The organism is Neisseria sp. HMSC70E02 (assembly GCF_001838645.1).
Taxonomy (GTDB): domain Bacteria; phylum Pseudomonadota; class Gammaproteobacteria; order Burkholderiales; family Neisseriaceae; genus Neisseria; species Neisseria macacae.
In genome coordinates, this window is record NZ_KV838148.1 from 1 (window position 1) to 20,115 (window position 20,115).

General features: G+C 46.4%; 19 protein-coding genes, 1 tRNA gene and 1 pseudogene. 7 read left to right on the forward strand and 14 right to left on the reverse strand.

The genetic code is table 11. From position 1 onward, the window contains the following. Nucleotides 1–48: 48 nt before the first annotated feature. From HMPREF3277_RS12865 to bioH, 9 genes and pseudogenes are all read right to left on the reverse strand, one after another. Entirely contained in the window at nucleotides 49–837 is a 789-nt protein-coding gene (locus HMPREF3277_RS12865) for a class I SAM-dependent methyltransferase (protein WP_070871345.1), read from the reverse strand. A gap of 33 nt (nucleotides 838–870) precedes the next feature. Continuing rightward, nucleotides 871–978 (reverse strand): annotated as a pseudogene (locus HMPREF3277_RS15480) (IS5/IS1182 family transposase); the annotation flags it as partial. 48 nt (nucleotides 979–1,026) lie between these two features. Next, nucleotides 1,027–1,611, reverse strand: coding sequence for a 4Fe-4S single cluster domain-containing protein (locus HMPREF3277_RS12870; protein WP_003686644.1), 585 nt, complete (start codon nucleotides 1,609–1,611; stop codon nucleotides 1,027–1,029). Continuing rightward, nucleotides 1,611–3,446 carry an AAA family ATPase gene (locus HMPREF3277_RS12875; RefSeq protein WP_070871346.1) on the reverse strand — a complete coding sequence of 612 codons (1,836 nt, stop codon included), beginning with the start codon at nucleotides 3,444–3,446 and terminating at the stop codon, nucleotides 1,611–1,613. The genes HMPREF3277_RS12870 and HMPREF3277_RS12875 overlap by 1 nt, the downstream gene beginning before the upstream one ends. 9 nt (nucleotides 3,447–3,455) lie before the next feature. Then, nucleotides 3,456–4,550 carry a flotillin family protein gene (locus HMPREF3277_RS12880; RefSeq protein ID WP_070871347.1) on the reverse strand — a complete coding sequence of 365 codons (1,095 nt, stop codon included), beginning with the start codon at nucleotides 4,548–4,550 and terminating at the stop codon, nucleotides 3,456–3,458. 40 nt (nucleotides 4,551–4,590) lie between these two features. Further along, nucleotides 4,591–5,088, reverse strand: coding sequence for a PIN domain-containing protein (locus HMPREF3277_RS12885; RefSeq protein ID WP_070871348.1), 498 nt, complete (start codon nucleotides 5,086–5,088; stop codon nucleotides 4,591–4,593). Beyond that, nucleotides 5,081–7,087 (reverse strand): PIN domain-containing protein, encoded by a 2,007-nt coding sequence (locus tag HMPREF3277_RS12890; RefSeq protein WP_070871349.1) that lies wholly within the window; start codon nucleotides 7,085–7,087, stop codon nucleotides 5,081–5,083. Before HMPREF3277_RS12890 ends, HMPREF3277_RS12885 begins: the two co-directional genes overlap by 8 nt. Next, on the reverse strand, nucleotides 7,087–11,016 hold the full coding sequence (locus HMPREF3277_RS12895) for an AAA domain-containing protein (RefSeq protein WP_070871350.1): 3,930 nt from the start codon (nucleotides 11,014–11,016) through the stop codon (nucleotides 7,087–7,089). The genes HMPREF3277_RS12890 and HMPREF3277_RS12895 overlap by 1 nt, the downstream gene beginning before the upstream one ends. Before the next feature lie 100 nt (nucleotides 11,017–11,116). Further along, complete coding sequence (gene bioH, locus HMPREF3277_RS12900) at nucleotides 11,117–11,863, reverse strand: pimeloyl-ACP methyl ester esterase BioH (RefSeq protein ID WP_070871351.1); 747 nt, start codon at nucleotides 11,861–11,863, stop codon at nucleotides 11,117–11,119. On the opposite strand from bioH, the gene HMPREF3277_RS12905 reads away from it, so the two are divergent. The 4 genes from HMPREF3277_RS12905 to HMPREF3277_RS12920 all read left to right on the forward strand — a co-directional run bounded on the left by HMPREF3277_RS12905 (nucleotide 11,862) and on the right by HMPREF3277_RS12920 (nucleotide 14,587). Then, the gene (locus HMPREF3277_RS12905; protein ID WP_094112530.1) at nucleotides 11,862–12,614 is read left to right on the forward strand and encodes a ComF family protein; all 753 of its coding nucleotides are present in this window, start codon (nucleotides 11,862–11,864) and stop codon (nucleotides 12,612–12,614) included. The two genes, bioH and HMPREF3277_RS12905, sit on opposite strands and share 2 nt — an antisense overlap. Before the next feature lie 64 nt (nucleotides 12,615–12,678). Continuing rightward, on the forward strand, nucleotides 12,679–13,143 hold the full coding sequence (gene trmL / locus HMPREF3277_RS12910; protein ID WP_003767785.1) for a tRNA (uridine(34)/cytosine(34)/5-carboxymethylaminomethyluridine(34)-2'-O)-methyltransferase TrmL: 465 nt from the start codon (nucleotides 12,679–12,681) through the stop codon (nucleotides 13,141–13,143). A gap of 150 nt (nucleotides 13,144–13,293) precedes the next feature. Then, nucleotides 13,294–14,019, forward strand: a complete 726-nt coding sequence (locus HMPREF3277_RS12915) for a septal ring lytic transglycosylase RlpA family protein (RefSeq protein WP_070871352.1) — start codon at nucleotides 13,294–13,296, stop codon at nucleotides 14,017–14,019. A gap of 235 nt (nucleotides 14,020–14,254) precedes the next feature. Continuing rightward, complete coding sequence (locus tag HMPREF3277_RS12920) at nucleotides 14,255–14,587, forward strand: zinc ribbon domain-containing protein YjdM (protein WP_003741903.1); 333 nt, start codon at nucleotides 14,255–14,257, stop codon at nucleotides 14,585–14,587. 307 nt (nucleotides 14,588–14,894) lie between these two features. On the opposite strand, the gene ftsY is transcribed toward HMPREF3277_RS12920, so the two are convergent. Continuing rightward, nucleotides 14,895–16,235: a signal recognition particle-docking protein FtsY gene (ftsY, locus tag HMPREF3277_RS12925; RefSeq protein WP_003779678.1), complete on the reverse strand. Its 1,341-nt coding sequence runs from the start codon at nucleotides 16,233–16,235 to the stop codon at nucleotides 14,895–14,897. 230 nt (nucleotides 16,236–16,465) lie between these two features. Between ftsY and HMPREF3277_RS12930 the strand changes: the two genes are divergently transcribed. After that, nucleotides 16,466–16,912 (forward strand): hypothetical protein, encoded by a 447-nt coding sequence (locus HMPREF3277_RS12930; RefSeq protein WP_003779680.1) that lies wholly within the window; start codon nucleotides 16,466–16,468, stop codon nucleotides 16,910–16,912. A 449-nt stretch (nucleotides 16,913–17,361) separates the two neighbouring features. Continuing rightward, nucleotides 17,362–17,437 (forward strand) — tRNA-Thr (locus HMPREF3277_RS12935). A 260-nt stretch (nucleotides 17,438–17,697) separates the two neighbouring features. On the opposite strand, the gene HMPREF3277_RS12940 is transcribed toward HMPREF3277_RS12935, so the two are convergent. After that, nucleotides 17,698–17,889 carry a DUF924 family protein gene (locus tag HMPREF3277_RS12940; RefSeq protein ID WP_246830823.1) on the reverse strand — a complete coding sequence of 64 codons (192 nt, stop codon included), beginning with the start codon at nucleotides 17,887–17,889 and terminating at the stop codon, nucleotides 17,698–17,700. A gap of 2 nt (nucleotides 17,890–17,891) precedes the next feature. Then, entirely contained in the window at nucleotides 17,892–18,656 is a 765-nt protein-coding gene (locus tag HMPREF3277_RS12945) for an SDR family oxidoreductase (protein ID WP_070871353.1), read from the reverse strand. Between the two features lie 9 nt (nucleotides 18,657–18,665). On the opposite strand from HMPREF3277_RS12945, the gene HMPREF3277_RS12950 reads away from it, so the two are divergent. Next, nucleotides 18,666–19,046 (forward strand): hypothetical protein, encoded by a 381-nt coding sequence (locus HMPREF3277_RS12950; protein ID WP_141765240.1) that lies wholly within the window; start codon nucleotides 18,666–18,668, stop codon nucleotides 19,044–19,046. Here the strand turns inward: HMPREF3277_RS12950 and HMPREF3277_RS12955 are convergent. Then, nucleotides 19,032–19,496 carry a hypothetical protein gene (locus HMPREF3277_RS12955; protein WP_070871355.1) on the reverse strand — a complete coding sequence of 155 codons (465 nt, stop codon included), beginning with the start codon at nucleotides 19,494–19,496 and terminating at the stop codon, nucleotides 19,032–19,034. The genes HMPREF3277_RS12950 and HMPREF3277_RS12955 overlap by 15 nt on opposite strands. Nucleotides 19,497–19,777: 281 nt before the next feature. Then, nucleotides 19,778–19,987 carry a hypothetical protein gene (locus tag HMPREF3277_RS12960; protein WP_070871356.1) on the reverse strand — a complete coding sequence of 70 codons (210 nt, stop codon included), beginning with the start codon at nucleotides 19,985–19,987 and terminating at the stop codon, nucleotides 19,778–19,780. Nucleotides 19,988–20,115: the final 128 nt, after the last annotated feature.

Genomic DNA, 20,115 nt, shown 5'->3' on the forward strand with positions numbered 1-20,115 from the left:
CTTGTCCTGATTTAAAGTTAATCCACTATATTTATTCCGACAAACCGTTCAGCCTTTCGGATAAAACCGCACCACATTTTCCCCCTCTGGCAGCGTCAGTTTTTTCACGGCATGACCGTACACGGTTTCGAGTGTGACGGTCAGACCGCCTTCGGTTTCAAAAATCTTATCCACAAACGCATCAGCCGCTTGGGCATCGCTGAATTTCAACGCGTTCCACAAGCCCAAGGCTTCCATGTCCTGCCGGAACGTCGCCGCCTTGCGGTAGCTCAATTCGAGCTTGGCGGTATCGGTAACGGGGTCGTAGAAACCGTTGTCGGCAAGCATGTCGCCGAGGTCGTGCATATCGATTAAGGTCGGCGTTTCATACGCTATCCCCGCGTCTTTCAGACGGCCTGTCAGTTCGGTCAGGCTGTCGCGGCCGAAATGGGTGAAGAATAATAAACCGTCTGTTTTCAAGGCGTTTGCCCAGTTTTGTAGGACGGGCAGGATTTCGTCCGCGCGGGGCAGGCTGAGGTTCGCCCACAACATATCGGCGGAGGCTTCGGGCAGCGGGTCGGTGAGGGCTTGGCAGTGTTGCGGGACGGTTTTGCCGGTGAGTTTTTGCCAAAAACCGATTTTGCGTGCGGCTGCGGCGGTTTGGAGGAAGTCGGCGCGTGGGTCGTATTCTTCGAATACCGCATTCGGATAACGCGCGGCAAGAAGGCTGCGGCTGATGTCCGCATCCGCACCGACAAGCAGGATGCGCTTGGGCGCGTTGCGGACGATTTGCAGCCGTTCGTCGGTGTCTTGGGCGAGATGGCGGTGGATTTGCCAGCGTTTGTCTTGGGGGTTCATGTTTCAGACGACCTTTTTATTTATAATTTGATAGTATAGTGAATTAATTTTAAACCAGTACGGCGTTGCCTCGCCTTGCCGTACTACCTGTACTGTCTGCGGCTTCGTCGCCTTGTCCTGATTTATGTTAATTCCACTATAAAAGTCTTCGTATAATAGGTAGAAATGTATTATTTTAATGTTGTTAAATTAATATGGATAAAATTTAATAGGTAATCCATTACTTTGAATATTATTACAACTATCCACTCTCCACTCATTAGTTACCGACAATTCTTGAGTCTCAATCTCATCTGAATAACGATTTGTCAAATAATGGAATTTTTGGTTTGTCGAACCCACCCAATTTCTTGTTGTTTCTATTTGTGTATTATCAAATTCTCCGTCGATCAATAGGTCTGTAGAGTTTAATAGCCTTTTGCTGCCTGAAAATTTATTTTCTGACAGTTCGGTATATTCGTAACCGGAAAAAACCATTACGGATAGATTTAGATTATGTGCAGCCTCGGCAATATCGGCTAATCCTTCAGCTTGTAAAAAAGGCTCTCCACCAAGAAAGGTAAGACCCTCCAGTGGATATTTTTCTGTTGCGTTTTTAAGTAATTGGATGATTTCATTCGATCGCATAAGATGGGCAGGTTTTATTTTCAGTAATTCACCATTGCAACAACCTTTACACCGTTTCAGACATCCTTGAACCCAAATTACAAAACGCAGACCCGGTCCTTCAGCTTCGGTAGCTTCAACAATATGGGATATATTCAGCCAGTGCATTATTCCAACTCGAAATCAAAATATTTTCCTGCCTGCAAGACTTTTAATGTCCTGCCTTTTAATTTATGGGGCTGTTCTACTTGCTCAAAGAGAAATTCTGCCAGTGGGTCGAATAAATATTTTGTTAACATGTTTAATACGCCGCGCCCCCCGTGTTGGTAATTTACTTGTTTGATTAATGCATCTAGTGCTTTATCCTCATTTTCAAATACCAGTTTTTCAAGCCCCCATTTTTCTTTCAGACGGCCTGTCAACGGTTTAAGTTTTGCGCGGGCTATATCTTTTAATACAGCATCATCCTGTATGAAGTTAAACGGGATAATGTTTGCATCGCCTATACGTCCTAATAATTCTGGGCGGTTTAGTTCGTCTCTAAAATGAGATTGCACTGCCTGCTTAAATTGTTCTGCAATATTTTCTTTATTATCTTCGTCAGGTCGAATATTAGTTGCACCGATATTGGAAGTGAAAACAATAAAGGTATCAGCAAAAGAAATGGTTTCGCCTTTGCCGTCGGTCAATCGGCCATCTTCTAATATTTGTAGAAACTTATCTAAAATCCGCGGATGGGCTTTTTCGATTTCATCAAACAAGAGCAGGGAAAATGGGCGTGTTTTCACTGCATTGGTCAATTGACCTCCTTCTTCAAAACCGACATATCCCGGCGGTGCGCCGACTAAGCGTTGATCGGCGTGTTCGTGATTAAATTCGGACATATCGAAGCGGATGTAGGCATCCTCATCACCAAATAGAAATTGTGCCAATGATTTTGCTAATTCGGTTTTGCCTACACCTGTCGGTCCGACAAAAAACAGCGAGCCTTTAGGCATACGGGCTTTAACTGAATGTTGCAACCCTGAAAGCCCGGTATAGGCCCGTATCAAAATCTTGTTTACGGCTCCAATTGCCGATTCTTGTCCTTTGACTCGCCTTTGCAGCGTGATTTGGGCATCTTTCAATCTTTGATAATTCAATTTTTCCCAAGGGGATTGGCGTTTACCATAACGGTACAGCGATACTAAATTCTGTATATTGATAGGTGCCTGCTGTTGTCTGGATAAGCGGACAAGGTTATCTATATCGCGTAAAGTTAGGGTATCGGTCAACGTAACAAAATCTGCCAACGATTGACTTCCCGCACTCAAATTATCACTAACCTTCCACTGTGTTTGTCTTGCCAAAATAGCGGCTTCGCGTTCGGAAATATTAGGTAGGGGGATGGTTATTTCGGCAAATAAAGGATTGTTCAGATAAACGGATGGCGGTAAGGCGGTATTGCCCGAGCACAGAAAAACCAACAGGCTTTGCGGTTGGCCCATCGCTTCTGCGGTTGTTGTTTGTTCGGCATCCCGTAGGCCAGTAGCGATTTGTTGCAACCAAGCCCGTTCCGTTTCACTCAAGGCATTGATTTGCCCGAACAGATAATTTGACCAATCTACGATAAAGGCGGCTTTTTTCTGTGTTTTGGTCATGACTTGTTCAACGGTAGCAAAAAAATCCTGAGGCTGAATGGGAATGCATCCGGATATTGCTTTATTATCTTCACCGTCATCGTCAAAATCGTAAGCTTCACCGACTTCGGCCTGCATGCCGAGCCGGTTCAATCCATCCCATTCCTGAGAGGAAACACCTGATATCCCATTCAAGCGTGAGTAAAATACAACCTGTTCGAAACCTTGTGCTTTTAAACTTTCTTCAATAATTCTGTTTATCGGCATTAATTTGTTATAACGGTTGAAACCTAAGTCAATGATGTTTCCACTGATGATTAAAGCCCGACGTATCATGGATTGACGTTCAAAGTTTTCTAGCCATGTATTGATGTATTCGTTCATTTTTTTACCTTAGTGCGATTTTGCCGTATGTGTTGGATTGATGGGTTTGGCATCGGTATGTTCGTCATCCGGATTTTCCCAAAGAACACGTTCATCAGATAAATTTACACCATAAACTTCGGATAGTTTCGGCAATACTTTTTGCATATCTTCTTTACAGTGCTGCCCTTTATAGTTATCAAATTCATAGCGAACCGCACCATCTAAACGTACACGGAATTTTGCCCGGTTTCCTTGCGGACGGCTTGCTTGGATGACAACCACGCTGTCTTCGCCGACACCTTGTTTGATGGGGTTTAAGACAGTAAAACCGGCTTGCTTCAGCGATTGATATACGGCTTTGACCATTTCCTTACGGACTGCTTCGTTTTCAATCACCATATCTTCGATTTGGTGGGCTTCTTGGATGATTTCTGTCAAATCCTTTTGATTTTCTTGCTCAATTTTTTGTTTTAACCGCTCGGATTCCGATTGTGGCAGATTGGCCGTTTCAATAAATTTTAAAAGATCGGACTTTTGTGTTTGTGCAACTTCGTCTTGTACGGTTTTAGCAAAATTTTTCCGAATTTCTTCGGCTTGTTGTTCTGCCGATTGTTTAATTTCGCAAATCGCCGATTTTATGTCAGCAATACTTAGATTTTCCTCCGTAATACGTTTTCGAAGTATTGCTAAAGGTTTGAATGCCAAATTTCGTGCCTGCTTATTTTTCCAATTACTTGTTTCCTGTATCCATACGTTTTCTATTTCAGCACGCAAACGTTCCGCCTCTTCACGCAACAGACGTTGGTGTTCTTCCGCTACCCTTTTATTTTCCTGTGCTTCGTAACGTATGGCTTGTACAAGCCGACCAATAGCAAAACTGCGGTTACGTCCGTCATAAGCGTTCATATGTCGTACCCGTTGAATCTCAGTGCGTATGGTAGCGATGTTCTGCAAAGCAAATTCAGCCAGATCGCTGTTTTCCAAATCGTTTATCTGCTGTTCGTAACGGCGCAGATAAATTTCCGTTGTTTGGCTGATTTCGGCTTCCCTTGCCTTGCGTGCGGCTTCGCGGATTTCCCGTTCGCGTTCCAATTGCCAACGGTTTTCGCTGATTTGACTCATTTTATTCGTCTCCTAAATCGTTTTCAGACGACGTTACGGTTCAGATGGTTTTAATGCCGACAGCCGTAGCGTGATTTTTAAGATTTTTATCTTCTGTATAAAGCACCACATCATTCAACTTATATCGTGCGGCAACCGCCAGAATTTCTTGATCGTTTTGACCGTTGCGGTTCTGTCCGTCCGCTTTTTCACCCATTAATGCCAAAATTTGGGGATTGGCAGATTCTGTGTGTTGCGCCAGTTTCAATTCTTCAATTTTGCGTATGGCCGCGCGTATTTCGGCGGCTTCCCGCTCCAGCCGTTCAACGCTTTTTACTGCCTGAATTTTTTCTTTTTCTGCCTGCTGCCGCTTCAAATCCAAATCACGTTTTTCTTTTTCCAGCTCGTTTTTTTGGTTTTGGACTTGCAGAATCTGCGCGTTCAATTCATCACGCCGGTTCTCCAACGCCAGCATTTCGGGTGATTTTCCCACTGCCGGCTTGGTTTGTCCGCTAATTTGATTTTGCTGTTTCTGCTTGTTTTTGTTCTTTTTAGCCATTTGGCTGTTCCTTACTGTTTAATTGGTTCAACTGCATTCTGACTGCATCTAACTCTGCTTTCAGACGACCTAAGCGGACATCGCAATCTGCAATTTGTGCATCAATGTCGCCTGAACCAATGGCTTCATATTGTTTGGATTTTTCGGTCAGTTTCTGTTTAGCCTCGTTCAAGTTCGATTTGATTTTCTCTTTTTGATGATCCAATTCACCCAAGACGGTTTTTGGTAAGATGACTGTGCGTTCCGCTTGGATTGCCACAAGTCTGTCGGGGTGATGGCGGATAAAGTTGGTATCCAATACGGCAAATTTCTGTGTTACGTCCATCGGTTCGAAATATTGGAATACTGCCGACTGCCATTGTTTTAGCTGCTCCGACAGTTTGGCAATGTCGTTTGAAGCGGAAATTGCAGGAAAAGTGCGGTTGATTTTTTCAACGTTTTCCTGCCATTGATCGATTTGTTCTAAACTGTTTTGCTTGATGTCTTTTAACTTCAATTCGTCGGGTTTCAGGCGACCTAATGCTTTATGTTGCACCAGCAGGTCGGACAATTCGGGAATTTTACGTGCCGTCGATTTTTCATTACTGACCGCCCAACCAAAGGCTTGTCGTTGTGCTTCTGCTGAAAATCTTGCCAAGCTCAAATCTGTCTTGGGGAAAAGTTTAGCAAATTGTTCCAAATCGTCTTCATTATTAAGAGGCTCGATTTTTTCTTCCCAGTTCCCGGGGAGGAACGGCTTACTCCAAGTCTTTTTAATTAACTCGGCAAAGCCAACTGCTTGAGTTATCGTCATCTCAGGCAATTTTTTCAGAATATCGACTGCGGGGACAAAATTTGCCATAAATGCCAAAACCGCCATATTTGGCTGAGAAAGGGCGGGCAGGTCGGCAAGCCAATTTTCAGATTCTTGATATAAAATTTTTGCCGGTAACGGATACGGCTGATGATCGAAATAGCACTCAAGATAACCTGTTTCCTCCACAAAAAGCGTATTATCTGAAAAACGGAAAAATACGCGAGTCAGACCGTCTGAATCATCTAAGCGTGCAGGAATAAAAAGATGTTTGCCGTGTAATTCAGCTTCGGCAATGTTGGCGAAGACAATCAGCGGCGTTTTATCGTCAAGTTCATCATGATTTCCATTGAATTTAACTTCAACCGTATTGCCGATTTGGCGTGTGTCGGATTCCTGATCTGCCAAAACCAGCGACAGCAAACTGTTTTCAGGCAAATCCAAATCTACATCCCATTCGATTGCGTCTTCAGCATCAAAAATCATAGGTTCAAGCAGAACTTCTTTGATGACTTGCGGCTTACGCGTATTTATCCATTGGGAAAACAGCTTGTCTGAGCTGTCAATATTCAAATAATGGTTGCTATCCAGTGTGAGCTTGACAGGGGCAGTTTGCGGTAAAAATGTATCTTCATCGCACGTTACACTGATGCCGTCATGTTCCAATTCGGTTGTAGCATCAAACCAATTTTGGTTTACGGACTCCTGTCCGCTCAATTTCTGCAACAAACCTTCATCAACAGGGAAAAGGGAACGATTCAACCCAACGTCTGCGTTGCTTGCACTCTGTTTGGGTTTGCCGACATATTCATTCAATAAAGGACTAAACCAAAATATGGCATTTTCTGTTCTACGCCGTCCCGGCATTTTTTTATCACGGTAAAACTTTTTGCCATTGTCGGTCAGTTTTAAATCTGCTAGAGATAACTTGGCTAAATCATCTTCAGTATCGGGTAAATCAATATGTTCAATCAGTCCCGTATCATTAAGGTTTTCCAGCGTATAGCGGACAAAGGTGAAATCCAGCTTCAATACACGGGCAATTTGCGCCAAGCTGTTATTTGCCAATTGCGGAAAATCATTATGGGCAAGCCCCATCAACAACTCGGCAAATACGGTCGGCGTACCAATTTTACGGTAGCGATACTCTGTATCCGCGCGGTAAATCGGATAGGAAAAGGTCTTTTTTGCCAGCAATTTATCCATTATCTACGCCCTTTTTGCTGAGGTTGTATGTTTGGCAGGATGGCGGAAAATTCTTTCGCATCGCAAATTCCGCCTGTTTCTGCCCAATGTTCTAAATATTTGAACATATTCTTATAAACCATTTTTTTATCGTATCCTGCTTTATCCATTCGAGGCAGTTTGACTTCCCGGTTTTCCAGCATATTTCTTGCGCCGAATATAATCAGTAGGTTTTGTGCGCGCGACATGGCAACGTTGATAAATTCAAATCGAGCTACGTTTTGACGTGGACTGCGATACGCATTTTTGTCTTTGCCGTCATTTTTTACCAAACTCAGCAAAATAATCGGTTTTTCTTTACCTTGATAGCGGATAACCGTATTGATTTCTACATCAATGGCAGAAAACGATAATTTATCTTTATTGATTTTTCGGATTTCATCACGAATGACGCGGCATTGAGGCTGGTAAAATGAAACGACACCTACTTTCATTTTGTTGTCCTTGCCATAACCCAATGTCTCAAGCTGACGGTTTATATCCATTAATGTTTTGGCAATCATTCTTGCTTCTAATACGTTGATATTGCTTTGCCCGTCATTAATCGAAAAACGCTTTCCTTTTTCATCATCTGTCGTATCAATCCACAGCACATGGTCTTTTTTGGACAATAGTCCTTTAAACTCAATCCCATGAGACCGTTCGGCATCCGGATTGCCGCAGGTCAATTGCCCTTCATAAAAGTAGTTGATCATCTTCATGATGTCAGGGTGCATGCGAAATTGAATATTTAAGCGTTCGCGTAAACTTTCTGGTGCCTTTTCAAACAATTCTTTAAACAGACTTGCCGTTACCATTTTTTCGAATTTATGCAAATTATCCTCGGTCAAGTCCGTATCGGAATCTTGCTTATTTTCCTGTGCTTCGTTTTGTTCGACCTCATCTTCAAATGTCAGTCCGTCGGCTTCATTGAATATTGGTGGCAATTGACGATGGTCACCCACCAAAATGGCTTTTTTGGCACGCATAAGAGGCAGCAACATTTCCAACGGTGTAGCCTTGGATACCTCGTCGATAATGACTACATCAAAACCGTCAAAATCATTATCGGTTAGTGTCCGCTCGTTTTCGTTGCAGGTAATGGCAACCAGATTGCAACTTTCCACAAACGGTTTTTCCAGCTCGCTCCAATCTTTTTCCGCTCTTTTTTCCGGCTCTTTCAGGATTTCCTGCCAACGGGAGAATAAAGGCATAAAATCTTGGTTTTCTGTTTGCAGGGTTTGCAGTTCACTTTCTAATGTGTTCAAACAGCTTTGCTGTGTGGCAAATTCTGCCAAAAAGTCTGCTTTGGCAGAAAATCCGCCATCGATAAGTATTTGTGCTGCCTGTTGTTTTTTCAGACGACCTCGTTCGGTAATTTGATATTTAATCTCTTCTAGTGACTCAAGATCAGCTTGCTTTTCCTGTATGGTTTTATCACTTGGTGGTTGCAAATCATAGCCTTGTAACTGATTGTTCAAATCCCAAACTGTGGCTTGTACCAATGTCTGATATTTCTGTTGGAATATGGTTAGATTTTGAATGCGTTGTATCAGCAAAGGTTTGAGCATTGCTGGATTATTTTGCACAAAATGTTCTGCATCGTTAAAAATTTGGTAAGTTTCACGATTTAAGCCTTCTGACGGTTTATCTTTCAGACGACGTAATTCTTTGCGTTTTTCTTTCCATTGGGCGGAAAGTTCATCGCTGTCGTCATTTTCCATTTTGTCAGCGATTTCATCTATTTCCTGCTGTAACTGTTCTATTTCCAGTAATGTTTTCGTATCTATCCCCATCGTGCCATTGCCACTGTTCAATCGTGATAAATCTGCTTTCATTTTCGGCAAAACTGCCTGGATACGCTGATAACTTTGAATCAGTGCATAAAGAATGGCAGCTTGGTTTTCGCTTTCAGCAAGAAACCGCTCGTAAGAAAACGGTTGGCTGATATGCAGATGCTCAAGGTTGGTAAGATGTTCTACCAATGGATAAAGTGTTTCGGGTAAAACAAAATCGCTGTTGCGCAAGGCTTCACCGGAATTTTCCTCATTGAGTAAGCCGATAAGCTGTGCAATGTTTTCTATATCACGGCTATGTCGTCTGAAAATATCCTGCTGTTCGTCAAACTCGATTTTGGTTTGGATAAGTGCCTGTTTTGCCTGTTTCAGACGACCTTGATTGGTACGGTATTCTTCACGAAGCCGTTGCAAATCATGTGCCACAAATTCAGCCTGTTGTACCCATTCGCGCAGTTTTTCAGTTTCAGCCAACAACTCATTAAATGGTTGCAGGTATTCTTTGGCTACATAATTGCGCAACGATACATAATGTTTGCTCAATATACTTTCGCCGGTAAATTGCTTGCCTTCTTCCGTAATGCGGTTGGCACTTTTTGCCAAACGGACAGCCCTTAATTCAGGATGGTTTTGCAGGCGCGACAAAGCATTATCCAATGCGTCGTGAGCTTGGCTTGCAAGCAAGACCGTTTCTCCGCGCTTGGTAAATTGCAGGCAGGCCTCGGCGATAACCGTGGTTTTGCCGGTTCCCGGTGGCCCCTGAATCAAACAAATATCAGGTGCCGCCAGCATTTTTTGTACGGCAGATTTTTGTTTGTCATTTAAACTCTTGTTTTCCCATTCGGTAATTTCTGGAATTTCATCAGGTCGGTTGGCATTTTCAATATCAAACAGATAACTTGAAAGATACGGCGCATAACAACCTTCATTTTGTTGCAGGTTTTTTACCGCTCGGCGATGACGCTCAATCAACGCTAAATCGCCGACTAAAGAAATAGACAAGAAACCGTTTTTGGGAAGATTTCGGAACAAATGATCAATTTTATCTTGGCGGGTATGTTGATTACCGTTCTGCTTCTCTGAGTCGGTATTATCTTCAAATTGGGAAATTTTATTGTTCAACTCTTCAGAAATATCGACAAAAACATCGGCAAATACCGCTTTGCTGAAATCAAATTGATTTTTTTCACCTGCATTTTCTTGTTGCAACGCTTTACGATAATCCCCACAAGCCTTTACCTTGGCTTTATCTGAATGGTTGAATTGGATAATTTTGACACCGTCTTTCGCAAGTTGCCCTAATTGTGAGAAAGCACTCTCCACACGCGAGGCGTCTTTTTGAGGCAGTAAAAAACGGAAGGGTTGATCGGAAGTTTCTATTTTAAAAGCATGCAGGTTTTGACGGCTAAATGCGGCACGTGCTTTTTTCAATACCTGTTCATCTTCCGCAATGACCAAAAAGTGTACCTGTCCCGTTTCTTCATTGAACTGCCAATTCAGATATCGTAATCCCTGAGTTTTGTGCTTGATTAACTTATTTTTAAAGGTCAAAAAGTCTAACCAACCCGACAAGCGTTCTTTAGTTTTAGCGGCATATGCCGGTAGGGATTTTGTAAAATCAGAGGAAAGCAAATTAGGTTGACTGCGAGGCGGATATGAATTTTCCTGTAATTGATAAAAATGAGCTTCAATTTGCTTTTCATAAGCAGTCGCATCCATTCCTCCATATGTGAGAAATACTCGTTCAGGAATAAAAACAGGACTACTAGTTGCAGTCGGACAATACCCAATAACGGCTACCGCGATGTTATGAGAGATATGTTGATTGAAAATAGGATGGGAAGAAATTCGAATAGATAAAGAAATCCTTTTTTCCGCATTATCTTGCAAAGAAAGATTGGCAAAATTAGCAACAATTGCTTCATCGGCTAAGAAGAAATCTTCGCAAAACTGTTTCGCAACAGCCTCATATTCTTTGCTTGAATATTGCGGAAATTGCGCTTTGTAGGAACGAAAAGCACGAGAAATACTTTTCCCGAGCATTTCTTGTGTTACAGAATTTTTATGTTTTTGTTTGGTTTCGGGTAAGCGAAAATAAACAGTCTTTCCAGTCATGTTTAATAGTCCCTTTAAGATAAAATTTAAAGATAAAACTTATTAAATTGCAATGTAATCGCATTTAAATTATTTGTAATATAGTTATCAAAGATATTTTTCAGACGACCTTTTCAACAAAGCCGCGGTAGCGTTCGGCAAATTCGTCGGCGTGGCTTAAAAACGGGGCGTGTGCTGCTTTTTCCATCAATACCAATTCGCTGTCCGCCAGGTGGCGGTTGAGGTATTCGCCCATGCGCGGCGGGGTGATGGCGTCTTTTTGTCCAAACACTAAAAGCGACGGGGCTTGGATGCTTGAAAGCAGGGGGCGGGCATCGGCTTGGTTGACGGCATCCAACGCGGCTTGCAGGGCGGGCGGTGCGCCGTGGCGGGAGAGGTCGGGCAGGATGTTGCCGATGATTTCGGCGGCGTTTGGTGTGTGTAGCAACTGTAATTGTAGAAACTGTTTGATATGTTTGGCATAATCCTGCCGGAACGCGCCGACCATCTTGCCCAAAGCGGGGTTGGACAGCCCTTCGGGGTAGTCCGCGTCGGCGGTCAGGCGGGCGAAACTTGCGGTCAGGCAGAGCGAACAGACTTTGTCGGGACGGCGTGCGGCGAGATGGAGCGCGACCAAGCCGCCGAGCGACCAGCCGAGGATGTGGGCGGGCGTGTCGATTTCTTCGGCGAAGGCTTCGGCAATCGCGGCGATGTTGAAGTTTTCGGCAAAGGGCGCGTCGCCGTGTCCGGGCAGGTCGAGGGCGTGGATGTCCCAATCGGCACTCAGGCGCGGGATGAGGTCGTCGAAGACGTGGCGGTTCGCTGCCCAGCCGTGTATCAGATAAACTTTTTTGGCGGAGTGCGGCATGGCTGTTTTCTCTATGGATGTGTTTTCTTGGTGGCGCAATGCGGGATGGTGGCACAAAAGCCGTTGCGTATTATGCCACGCCTTGGTTTCAGCGTGCGAAACCCGACCGTATGGCGGTTTTTGCGACGGCTGTGCGGCGGACTTGGAAGAATTTTTTACGGACGCGGCAAACAGTTGCCCTTTGTGTTTCCGCCCGATACAGGGCGGGGCGGTGTGCGGCGGCTGCCAGAAGAAGCCGCCGGCATTTGAGCGGATGTGGGCTTCGCTGTATTATGAGCCGCCCGTAAGCAGTATGATACGCGCGTTGAAGCATTTGGCAGACCTCGGCATGAGCCGTCCGCTGACGGAACTGATGCGCCGACATGCGCCCGACTGGCTGGAAACGGAGCATTTTGATTTTGTGCTGCCCGTGCCGTTGAGCAAGGAAAGGCGGCTGCATCGCGGCTTCAACCAAAGCGAGGAATTGGCGGATATTCTGTCCGAACATTACGGCTGGACGCTGTTGCCGCGACGGACGGTTTTCAGACGACATCGCGAGCCGCAAAGCACGCTGAAAAGCGCAGACAGGGTGCGCAATATAAAAAATGCTTTTGAAATCAATGGTCATATCTCGAAAAACTGTAATATTTTGTTAATCGACGATGTGTTCACCACCGGCTCGACGCTGAACGAATTGGCGCAGACGCTGAAAAAATCAGGCGCAGGCAAGATTTTTTGCTGGAGTTTGGCGCGTCCGCCAATGAAAAAATAGCTTAAAGTTTTTGACACCTACGGAACATTTCGGCATTATGCCGCTCTATAAGTGATTGATTTATATGTTTACCATAGTTTTGTACCAACCCGAAATCCCGCCCAATACGGGCAATATCATCCGATTGTGCGCCAACACCGGAGCCGATTTGCATCTGGTCAAGCCGCTCGGTTTTCCGCTGGATTCGGCAAAAATGAAACGCGCAGGTTTGGATTATCACGAGTTTGCAAAACTGACGGTACACGAGAATTTCGAAGATTGTCTCAAAGCCTTGGAAGGGCGCCGCATTTTCGCGCTGACCACCAAAGGCAAAACCCGTCCCAACGAAGTTTCCTTTGTTGAGGGCGATGTCTTTTTGTTCGGTCCCGAGACACGCGGCCTGCCCGCCGAAATCCTCGACACCCTGCCCGAAGGGCAAAAGCTGCGCCTGCCCATGAAGCCCGACAGCCGGAGTATGAATCTTTCCAACACTGTCGCCGTGATTCTGTTTGAAGCATGGCGGCAAAACGGTTACGCAGGCGGTGTATAACATCCGCTGGGGAGTCTCCCAGAGCCGTTTGACAAAAACCAAGGCCATACTGTCCGACAACAGCTTGGTTTTTGTCAAACCGCCGATACGTCGTCTGAAACCGCCTGGGAGCCATCCCGCCGCGTTATCAACTCAAGAACGGACTACGTTTTGACTTTATCTAAAACTACCCTTTTCTCCACCCTGACTGCCGTTGCAATCAGCATCCTTTCCATTCATTCCGCCTCAGCCGACTCCATCGTCCGCACCGAGAAGCTGCATTTCTCCGCCAACCGCAGCTACAAAGTCGCCGGCAAACGCTATACGCCGATGACCAAAGTATCCTCCTTCGTCCAAACCGGCAACGCCTCATGGTACGGCAACCAGTTCCACGGCCGTAAAACTTCCAGCGGCGAGCGTTACAACATGAACGCCCTGACCGCCGCCCACAAAACCCTCCCCATTCCCAGCTACGCTCGTGTGACCAACACCAAAAACGGTAAAAGCGTCATCGTCCGCGTCAACGACCGTGGTCCTTTCCACGGCAACCGCGTGATCGATGTTTCCAAAGCCGCCGCCCAGCAATTAGGTTTCATCAACCAAGGCACGGCACATGTCAAAGTCGAACAAATCGTACCGGGTCAAAGCACCCAAGTTTATGATGGCAAAGATATTTTCGTCGATTTGAAATCCTTCGGTACCGAACGCGAAGCACAAGCCTATATGAACCAGGCGGCGAGAAATCTTTCCGCCGGCATGATGAACCCGAGAGTTTCCCTGGAGAAACGCAACTACGAATACGTCGTCAAAATGGGTCCGTTCACCTCGCAAGAGCGTGCCGCCGAAGCCGAAGCCAAAGCACGCGGTCTGATTCAGGCAGCTTCACTGTCCCTCTAAGCCGCATCCGTGTTTTCAGACGACCTGTTGCAAGACAGGTCGTTTTGTATTGAAGCTAGGTATAAAGCCGTCGTATCCTTGCCTCCTTTCCCTTATATAGTGGATTAAAATTGCAATGATACGGCGTTGCCAACGCCCTTATGTACTACCCGTACACGGCGGGCGTTGCCGCCTTGTCTCATTTTTATTTTAATCCACTATAATTCCCCGCTTCTCAACCAAAGGAATCCCCACCATGTCCCTCCCACCTTGCCCGCAATGCCAATCCGAATACACCTACGAAGACGGCAGCCAATACATCTGTCCCGAATGCGCGTTTGAATGGACGGAAAACGACGGCGAAGCCGCCGAAGAAACCCTGAGCGTCAAAGATGCCAACGGTGCCGTGTTGCAAGACGGCGACACCGTTGTCCTGATTAAAGACCTCAAAGTCAAAGGCAGCTCCATGGTCATCAAGCAAGGAACCAAGGTAAAAGGCATACGCCTGCAAGAAGGCGACCACAATATCGGTTGCAAAATCGACGGCAGCGCGATGAATTTGAAATCAGAGTTTGTCAAAAAAGCATGATGTTGGTATAATAATTGTTGGTGGGTCGCTAGGCCGACCTGAAAACCGTTTGTAAAGCTACTTGTCTCCGTAAGGGTTGCTTTCAAACGGTTTTCGCCTTTTTCGGCAGGAGGAAATAGGCGTTGCACCAATTGACGGCAGCGCTATTTCGTCCGCCACATCAAACAAAGGTCGTCTGAAACCTGTTTTCCGGTTTCAGACGACCTTTTTCATGGTTCGGCAAAATGGCTGTGTCGAATCAAAACGCATCCGCAGGCATTTTGCCGTATCGGGATTTTTCGTTATCGGACTGTTTGCCCGATTTGGCTTAGTCCAACAACGCGTCCACAAACGCGCGCGCGTCAAACGGGCGCAAATCGTCTATGCCTTCGCCCACGCCGATATAGCGGACGGGGACGGGGCGGTCGGAGGCAAGCGCGGCGAGGATGCCGCCTTTTGCCGTACCGTCGAGTTTGGTCACAATCAGTCCCGTCAGCCCCAGCGCATCGTCAAAGGCTTTGACTTGGTTGACGGCGTTTTGCCCGATATTGGCATCGAGGACGACGATGATTTCGTGCGGCGCATCGGGCATCGCTTTTTGCAGCACGCGCTTCACTTTTTTGATTTCTTCCATCAAATGAAGCTGCGTGGGCAGGCGGCCAGCGGTGTCGGCAAGCACGATGTCGATGCCGCGCGCTTTGGCGGCTTGAACGGCATCGAAGCAGACGGCGGCGGAATCACCCGTGGTTTGCGAGATGACGGTAACGTTGTTGCGTTCGCCCCATGCTTGAAGCTGCTCGCGAGCGGCGGCGCGGAAGGTGTCGCCTGCGGCAAGCAGCACGGATTTGCCCTGAGCTTGGAAATATTTGGCGAGTTTGCCGATGGAAGTGGTTTTACCCGCGCCGTTGATGCCCGCCAACATGATGACGAACGGCTCTTTCGTGTCGGGCAAGACCAGCGGTTTTTCCAACGGCTTAATCAAGTCGTACAAAGCTTCTTTCAATGCGCCGCGCAACTCGTTGCCGTCTTTCAGCCCCTTGAGGCTGACGCGGTTGCGCACGTCTTTCATCAGGTATTCCGTCGCTTCCATGCCCATGTCGCTGGTAATCAGCACGGTTTCCAGCTCTTCGTACAAGTCTTCGTCGATTTGCCCGCCGCCGAACACGCCCGCCAGCGATTTCGCCATTTTGTCGCGCGATTTGGTCAAACCCTGTTTCAAACGCGCCGCCCAGCCGAGTTTGGGTTCGGTTTCGGATGGTTCAGAGGTTTCAGACGACGTTGCGACGGCTGTATTTTCAAAGGCTGCTACGGAATGTTCTTCGGATGTTGCAGGCGTGGCTTCGGCTTGGATTTCTAAAGTTTCGACAGCTTCTGCGGTTTCAGACGACCCGTCGCTGACCGCTTCATGGACGTGTTCGACCGTTTCGGAAACATGTTCAACCACAGTCTCGCAGATTTCTTCGGCGTGCTCTTTGGTACTTTCTACCGCCGTTTCAACTGCCGCCGTCAGCTCTTCCGCTTTTTCGCCGACATTTTCCTGAACCGTTTCAAGCGTTTGCGAAACGGCAGCTTCAGCGTTCTCTACGGCTTCGGCGGCGGTTTCCTGAATACGGGTTTCTTCTTGAGCGGGCGTTTCCTGTTTTTTCTTGCGGCGGAAGAAGCTGAACATTGAATTTTCCTTTTAATTTTAGAAACTTGAAATAGGGCGTATTGTAGCGTATTTTGCGCGGCAAGGTCGTCTGAAAACGTGATAATCGAATAAGGTTTGCTGACGTGTTCCGCGGATGGAAGTACAATACCCGTCTTCTCGGTTTCCGCTATTCGGAGTGCCGCATCGTCCTCAAGTGGAATAAGGTCGTTTTACTCCGTATCGTTTTGATTTTTAAAAGGTAAGCCAAAATGAAAAGAATATTTTTTACCATCCTGTTTTTGTCTACGGCTGCCTATGCCAGCCATACCTATTCATCAGACAAGTTGACTTGCACATACCAAGATTTGACCGCCCCAAACAGCCAACCGAAAACAACGGCTTGCAGCAGCCTGGCTTGGGAAAGCGCACAAGTCTATGATGAAAAACGCGGCGGCTATATCGCGGGGAACGGGGAAGAGTACAAATTGAAAAATGGAAAAACGATTGTTTTTTCGTATGAAGCCTTTGTGAAAACGAAAGAATCCAACCCGACAGGCGGCAAATGGACTCATTCGACCAAACTGATGAATAACAAGACTTACACCACCTCCGAGCGTACCTTAAAAGGCAAAAGCTGGACCTGCTACCGCTCGGAAAAAGAAGAATTATGCGTAGATGCCCCAAGCCTTTACTCTATCTTATCGGCTGTTAATTAATTTCCTCTGCGTTTGGCTTTGCCTAATGTCTCGATATGAAAAAAGGTCGTCTGAAACCGGATTTCCAGTTTCAGACGACCTTTTGTTTACCGTTACGCCCTCCAGCATCTATATCCTTTGCCTCACGCTTTTGTTAACCTTTAAAGATTATAGTGGATTAACTTTAAACCAGCACGGCGTTGCCTCTCCTTGTCCTGATTTAAATTTAATCCACTATAATTTCGGACGGAGGCTGACAGTTTGCCGATTCCGGATAAACCTGCCCAACCCATTGCCGTTTCCGTGCGGGCGGAAGGGATGGAAAGTCAAGCATCAAAACACTATCCCCATACGGTCTTTTTAAAAAAGGTCGTCTGAAAATACGGCATATATTTTCACCGAGCAACAACCTTATCGGGAAATGCGAACTTGCCGAACATCCCGTTTATGTATATGATAACGAACACCGTGCCGGTGTAGCTCAGTCGGTAGAGCAGCGCATTCGTAACGCGAAGGTCGGGGGTTCGATTCCCTTCTCCGGCACCAGATTGGATAAAGAAAGGTCGTCTGAAAACTTGGTTTTGGGTTTTCAGACGACCTTTTTTATTGCGGTGTTTGTTCAAGACTGAGGACTCGGAAGGTGTCTTTTAGAATATCAAGAACTCCATCCATTCCATATGGACAAATATTTTTGTTATCAAGAAAATCTTTATTTATACGCTCTTGCCATGATTCTCTATCATGAAGGGTACTAACGTCAAAATGTATATTTGCAGCAAGCCGTAGGTCGGATACAAGTATCCGACCTACGGCTTGCTGCCCTGCATATTGCCGCGCCAGTCGGCCAGTTCGCTCTGTGCGGCGCGTTGCCACACGGCAAAAAAGCGTTGGCGGATGATGCCGTCGAACGCATCGGATCGGGCAAACCATTGCTGCGGCGCAGTTTCGCGAAACCAAAAATCCAATACGGCACGATAATCTGAAGACGGAGCGTTCATGATTACAAACCCTTCCGCATAATCCGCTGCCCCAGCCGTGCGGAGAGGCGGTTAATCCAATAGAGCCACTTCGTTTTGCCAATCATGCTTTCAAAGCGGTTGCGTTCAAAATCACGCCAAAATTCGTCTGCCAATTCGTCGGGCGAAATTTTCAGGTGCGCGTGCCCCTTGCCTTTGTACATGGGCGTGGCGACCATGGGCGGCAGGATTTCGAACACGCGGATACCGCTGTTTTCCAATTGCCAGCGCAACACTTGCGAAAAGCTGTGTAGCGCGGCTTTGGTGGCACAGTAAACGGCGCAGGTTTCCTTGGGCACCACCGCCAAGCCCGATGATACGTTGATAACGGCGGCCTGCGGCTTGCCCGCCAGCATGGGTAGGAAGGCGCGGGTGAGCTGCACGGGCGCGGTGAGATTGACGGCGATTTCCTGCACGATTTCGTCGTCCGTCTGCTCGTCCAACCGTTTGGTGAACTGGATGCCGGCGTTGTTGATGAGGATACTGGTTTCGGGAAACTGCGCCGCCAGCCGTGCGCGGTCTTCGGCTTGGGAAACGTCGGCGACGGCATATCCGCAACGTGCGCCGTTATCGTGCAGGCTGCCTGAAAGCTGTTCTCCTGAAAGTTGTTCTACGGCTTGGCGTAGCGCGTCTTCGCGCCGTCCGACCAAAATCACGTGGTTGCCCGCTGCACGGAACTTTTTTGCCAGCGCAAAGCCGATGCCGGTGGCGCCGCCGGTGATGAGTACGGTGTGTTGTGTGGGGATCATGGGGTTTCCTTGTTTTGGGGGTGCAGGCTGCTTTTTTCAGGCTGCCTATTCTTTCAAAAAGCCGTATTCGTACACCAGTGGTTCGAGTTTGGCAGCGAGGGCGGCGTAGGTGGTTTCGAAGGGGGCGAAGTCGGTTTGCGGAGCGGCCTTTTTCAGGGCGTTGCGGATTTTATACCAGCCTGCACCGCTTTTGTCGAGCAGGTATTCGTCGCGGATTTTGCGTTCGATGTCGGCCCGGTAGAAGGCCTGTCACAGTTTCAGGCCTTCATCATACACGGCTTGGGCTTCTTTGGAGAGCAAGCCGTAGGTCGGATACTTGTATCCGACACTATCGTCCAAGATGTCGGATTCAAGAATCCGACCTACGACACTTACCTATTTAAATTTTAATTTTTCCCAAACAGTAAACCCTCTATACCCTCCAGTAATTATTACTTTACTATCAAGGCAATAAAGCAAAATATCCTCATTATCCATGAAATATATTGCATCTAAAATTTCTTTTAAATTTTCTCTTGAAAAACAGAAACCTATTTTTGAACTTTGGAAAAGTATAAAAATCTTATTTTCGCCAATCTCTGCATCAAGATCAGAATAAAATTGTTCTTCCTCTGATTCTGAGTAATCTGAATAGCAATATTTTATGGTTAAATCATGCTTAAAATATACAACCCTATCTTCTTTTTTAGAAATATACGTTTCCCAAAATAGTTCAGTTGGATTCTCATCAAAAAACTGTATTTTTCCTAATGTTTCTTCGCTTACCCCAGATGCCTTAAGTTCTACATAGGGAGGATAAAGCGCTTCTCTTGATAATTTATACAATATACTTTTTTTCATTTACTTCGTCTTTTTATGGCGTGTTTTTAAGTACCTTGGTGTCGTAGCAACTGTATTTTTGCCCGATGGGGTCAAAAATACAGCAAGCCGTAGGTCGGATACTTGTATCCGACGCAACCGTCCAAAATGTCGGATTCAAGAATCCGACCTACGACGCTGCGCGGGAATGACGGCATGGGTGCGTTCTATTTTAATCTACATAAATATGTGTCGGTATTAAAAAAGGTCGTCTGAAACCTGATTTTCGGTTTCAGACGACCTTTCCCTATTTGCGGGTGAGCCTACTTCGCCCCCTTAAACCCGCGTTTCAAATGCACCATCAGCAACGCTACCGCCGCGGGCGTGACGCCTGAAATGCGGCTTGCTTGTCCGACGGTTTCGGGTTTGTGCTGGTTGAGCAAGCCATAGGTCGGATACTTGTATCCGACGCAACCATCCAAAATGTCGGATTCAAGAATCCGACCTACGACGCTGCGCGGGAATGACGGCATGGGTGCGTTCTATTTTAATCTACATAAATATGTGTCGGTATTAAAAAAGGTCGTCTGAAACCTAATTTTTGGTTTCAGACGACCTTTCCCTATCTGCGGGTGAGCCTACTTCGCCCCCTTAAACCCGC

Bases quoted from the DNA above. Each gene is read 5' to 3' on its own strand.
- HMPREF3277_RS12865 (WP_070871345.1), bottom strand. From the start codon at position 837: ATGAACCCCCAAGACAAACGCTGGCAAATCCACCGCCATCTCGCCCAA.
- HMPREF3277_RS12870 (WP_003686644.1), bottom strand. From the start codon at position 1,611: ATGCACTGGCTGAATATATCCCATATTGTTGAAGCTACCGAAGCTGAA.
- HMPREF3277_RS12875 (WP_070871346.1), bottom strand. From the start codon at position 3,446: ATGAACGAATACATCAATACATGGCTAGAAAACTTTGAACGTCAATCC.
- HMPREF3277_RS12880 (WP_070871347.1), bottom strand. From the start codon at position 4,550: ATGAGTCAAATCAGCGAAAACCGTTGGCAATTGGAACGCGAACGGGAA.
- HMPREF3277_RS12885 (WP_070871348.1), bottom strand. From the start codon at position 5,088: ATGGCTAAAAAGAACAAAAACAAGCAGAAACAGCAAAATCAAATTAGC.
- HMPREF3277_RS12890 (WP_070871349.1), bottom strand. From the start codon at position 7,087: ATGGATAAATTGCTGGCAAAAAAGACCTTTTCCTATCCGATTTACCGC.
- HMPREF3277_RS12895 (WP_070871350.1), bottom strand. From the start codon at position 11,016: ATGACTGGAAAGACTGTTTATTTTCGCTTACCCGAAACCAAACAAAAA.
- HMPREF3277_RS12905 (WP_094112530.1), top strand. From the start codon at position 11,862: ATGGCTGTTTTCTCTATGGATGTGTTTTCTTGGTGGCGCAATGCGGGA.
- bioH (WP_070871351.1), bottom strand. From the start codon at position 11,863: ATGCCGCACTCCGCCAAAAAAGTTTATCTGATACACGGCTGGGCAGCG.
- trmL (WP_003767785.1), top strand. From the start codon at position 12,679: ATGTTTACCATAGTTTTGTACCAACCCGAAATCCCGCCCAATACGGGC.
- HMPREF3277_RS12920 (WP_003741903.1), top strand. From the start codon at position 14,255: ATGTCCCTCCCACCTTGCCCGCAATGCCAATCCGAATACACCTACGAA.
- ftsY (WP_003779678.1), bottom strand. From the start codon at position 16,235: ATGTTCAGCTTCTTCCGCCGCAAGAAAAAACAGGAAACGCCCGCTCAA.
- HMPREF3277_RS12930 (WP_003779680.1), top strand. From the start codon at position 16,466: ATGAAAAGAATATTTTTTACCATCCTGTTTTTGTCTACGGCTGCCTAT.
- HMPREF3277_RS12940 (WP_246830823.1), bottom strand. From the start codon at position 17,889: ATGAACGCTCCGTCTTCAGATTATCGTGCCGTATTGGATTTTTGGTTT.
- HMPREF3277_RS12945 (WP_070871353.1), bottom strand. From the start codon at position 18,656: ATGATCCCCACACAACACACCGTACTCATCACCGGCGGCGCCACCGGC.
- HMPREF3277_RS12955 (WP_070871355.1), bottom strand. From the start codon at position 19,496: ATGAAAAAAAGTATATTGTATAAATTATCAAGAGAAGCGCTTTATCCT.
- HMPREF3277_RS12960 (WP_070871356.1), bottom strand. From the start codon at position 19,987: ATGCCGTCATTCCCGCGCAGCGTCGTAGGTCGGATTCTTGAATCCGAC.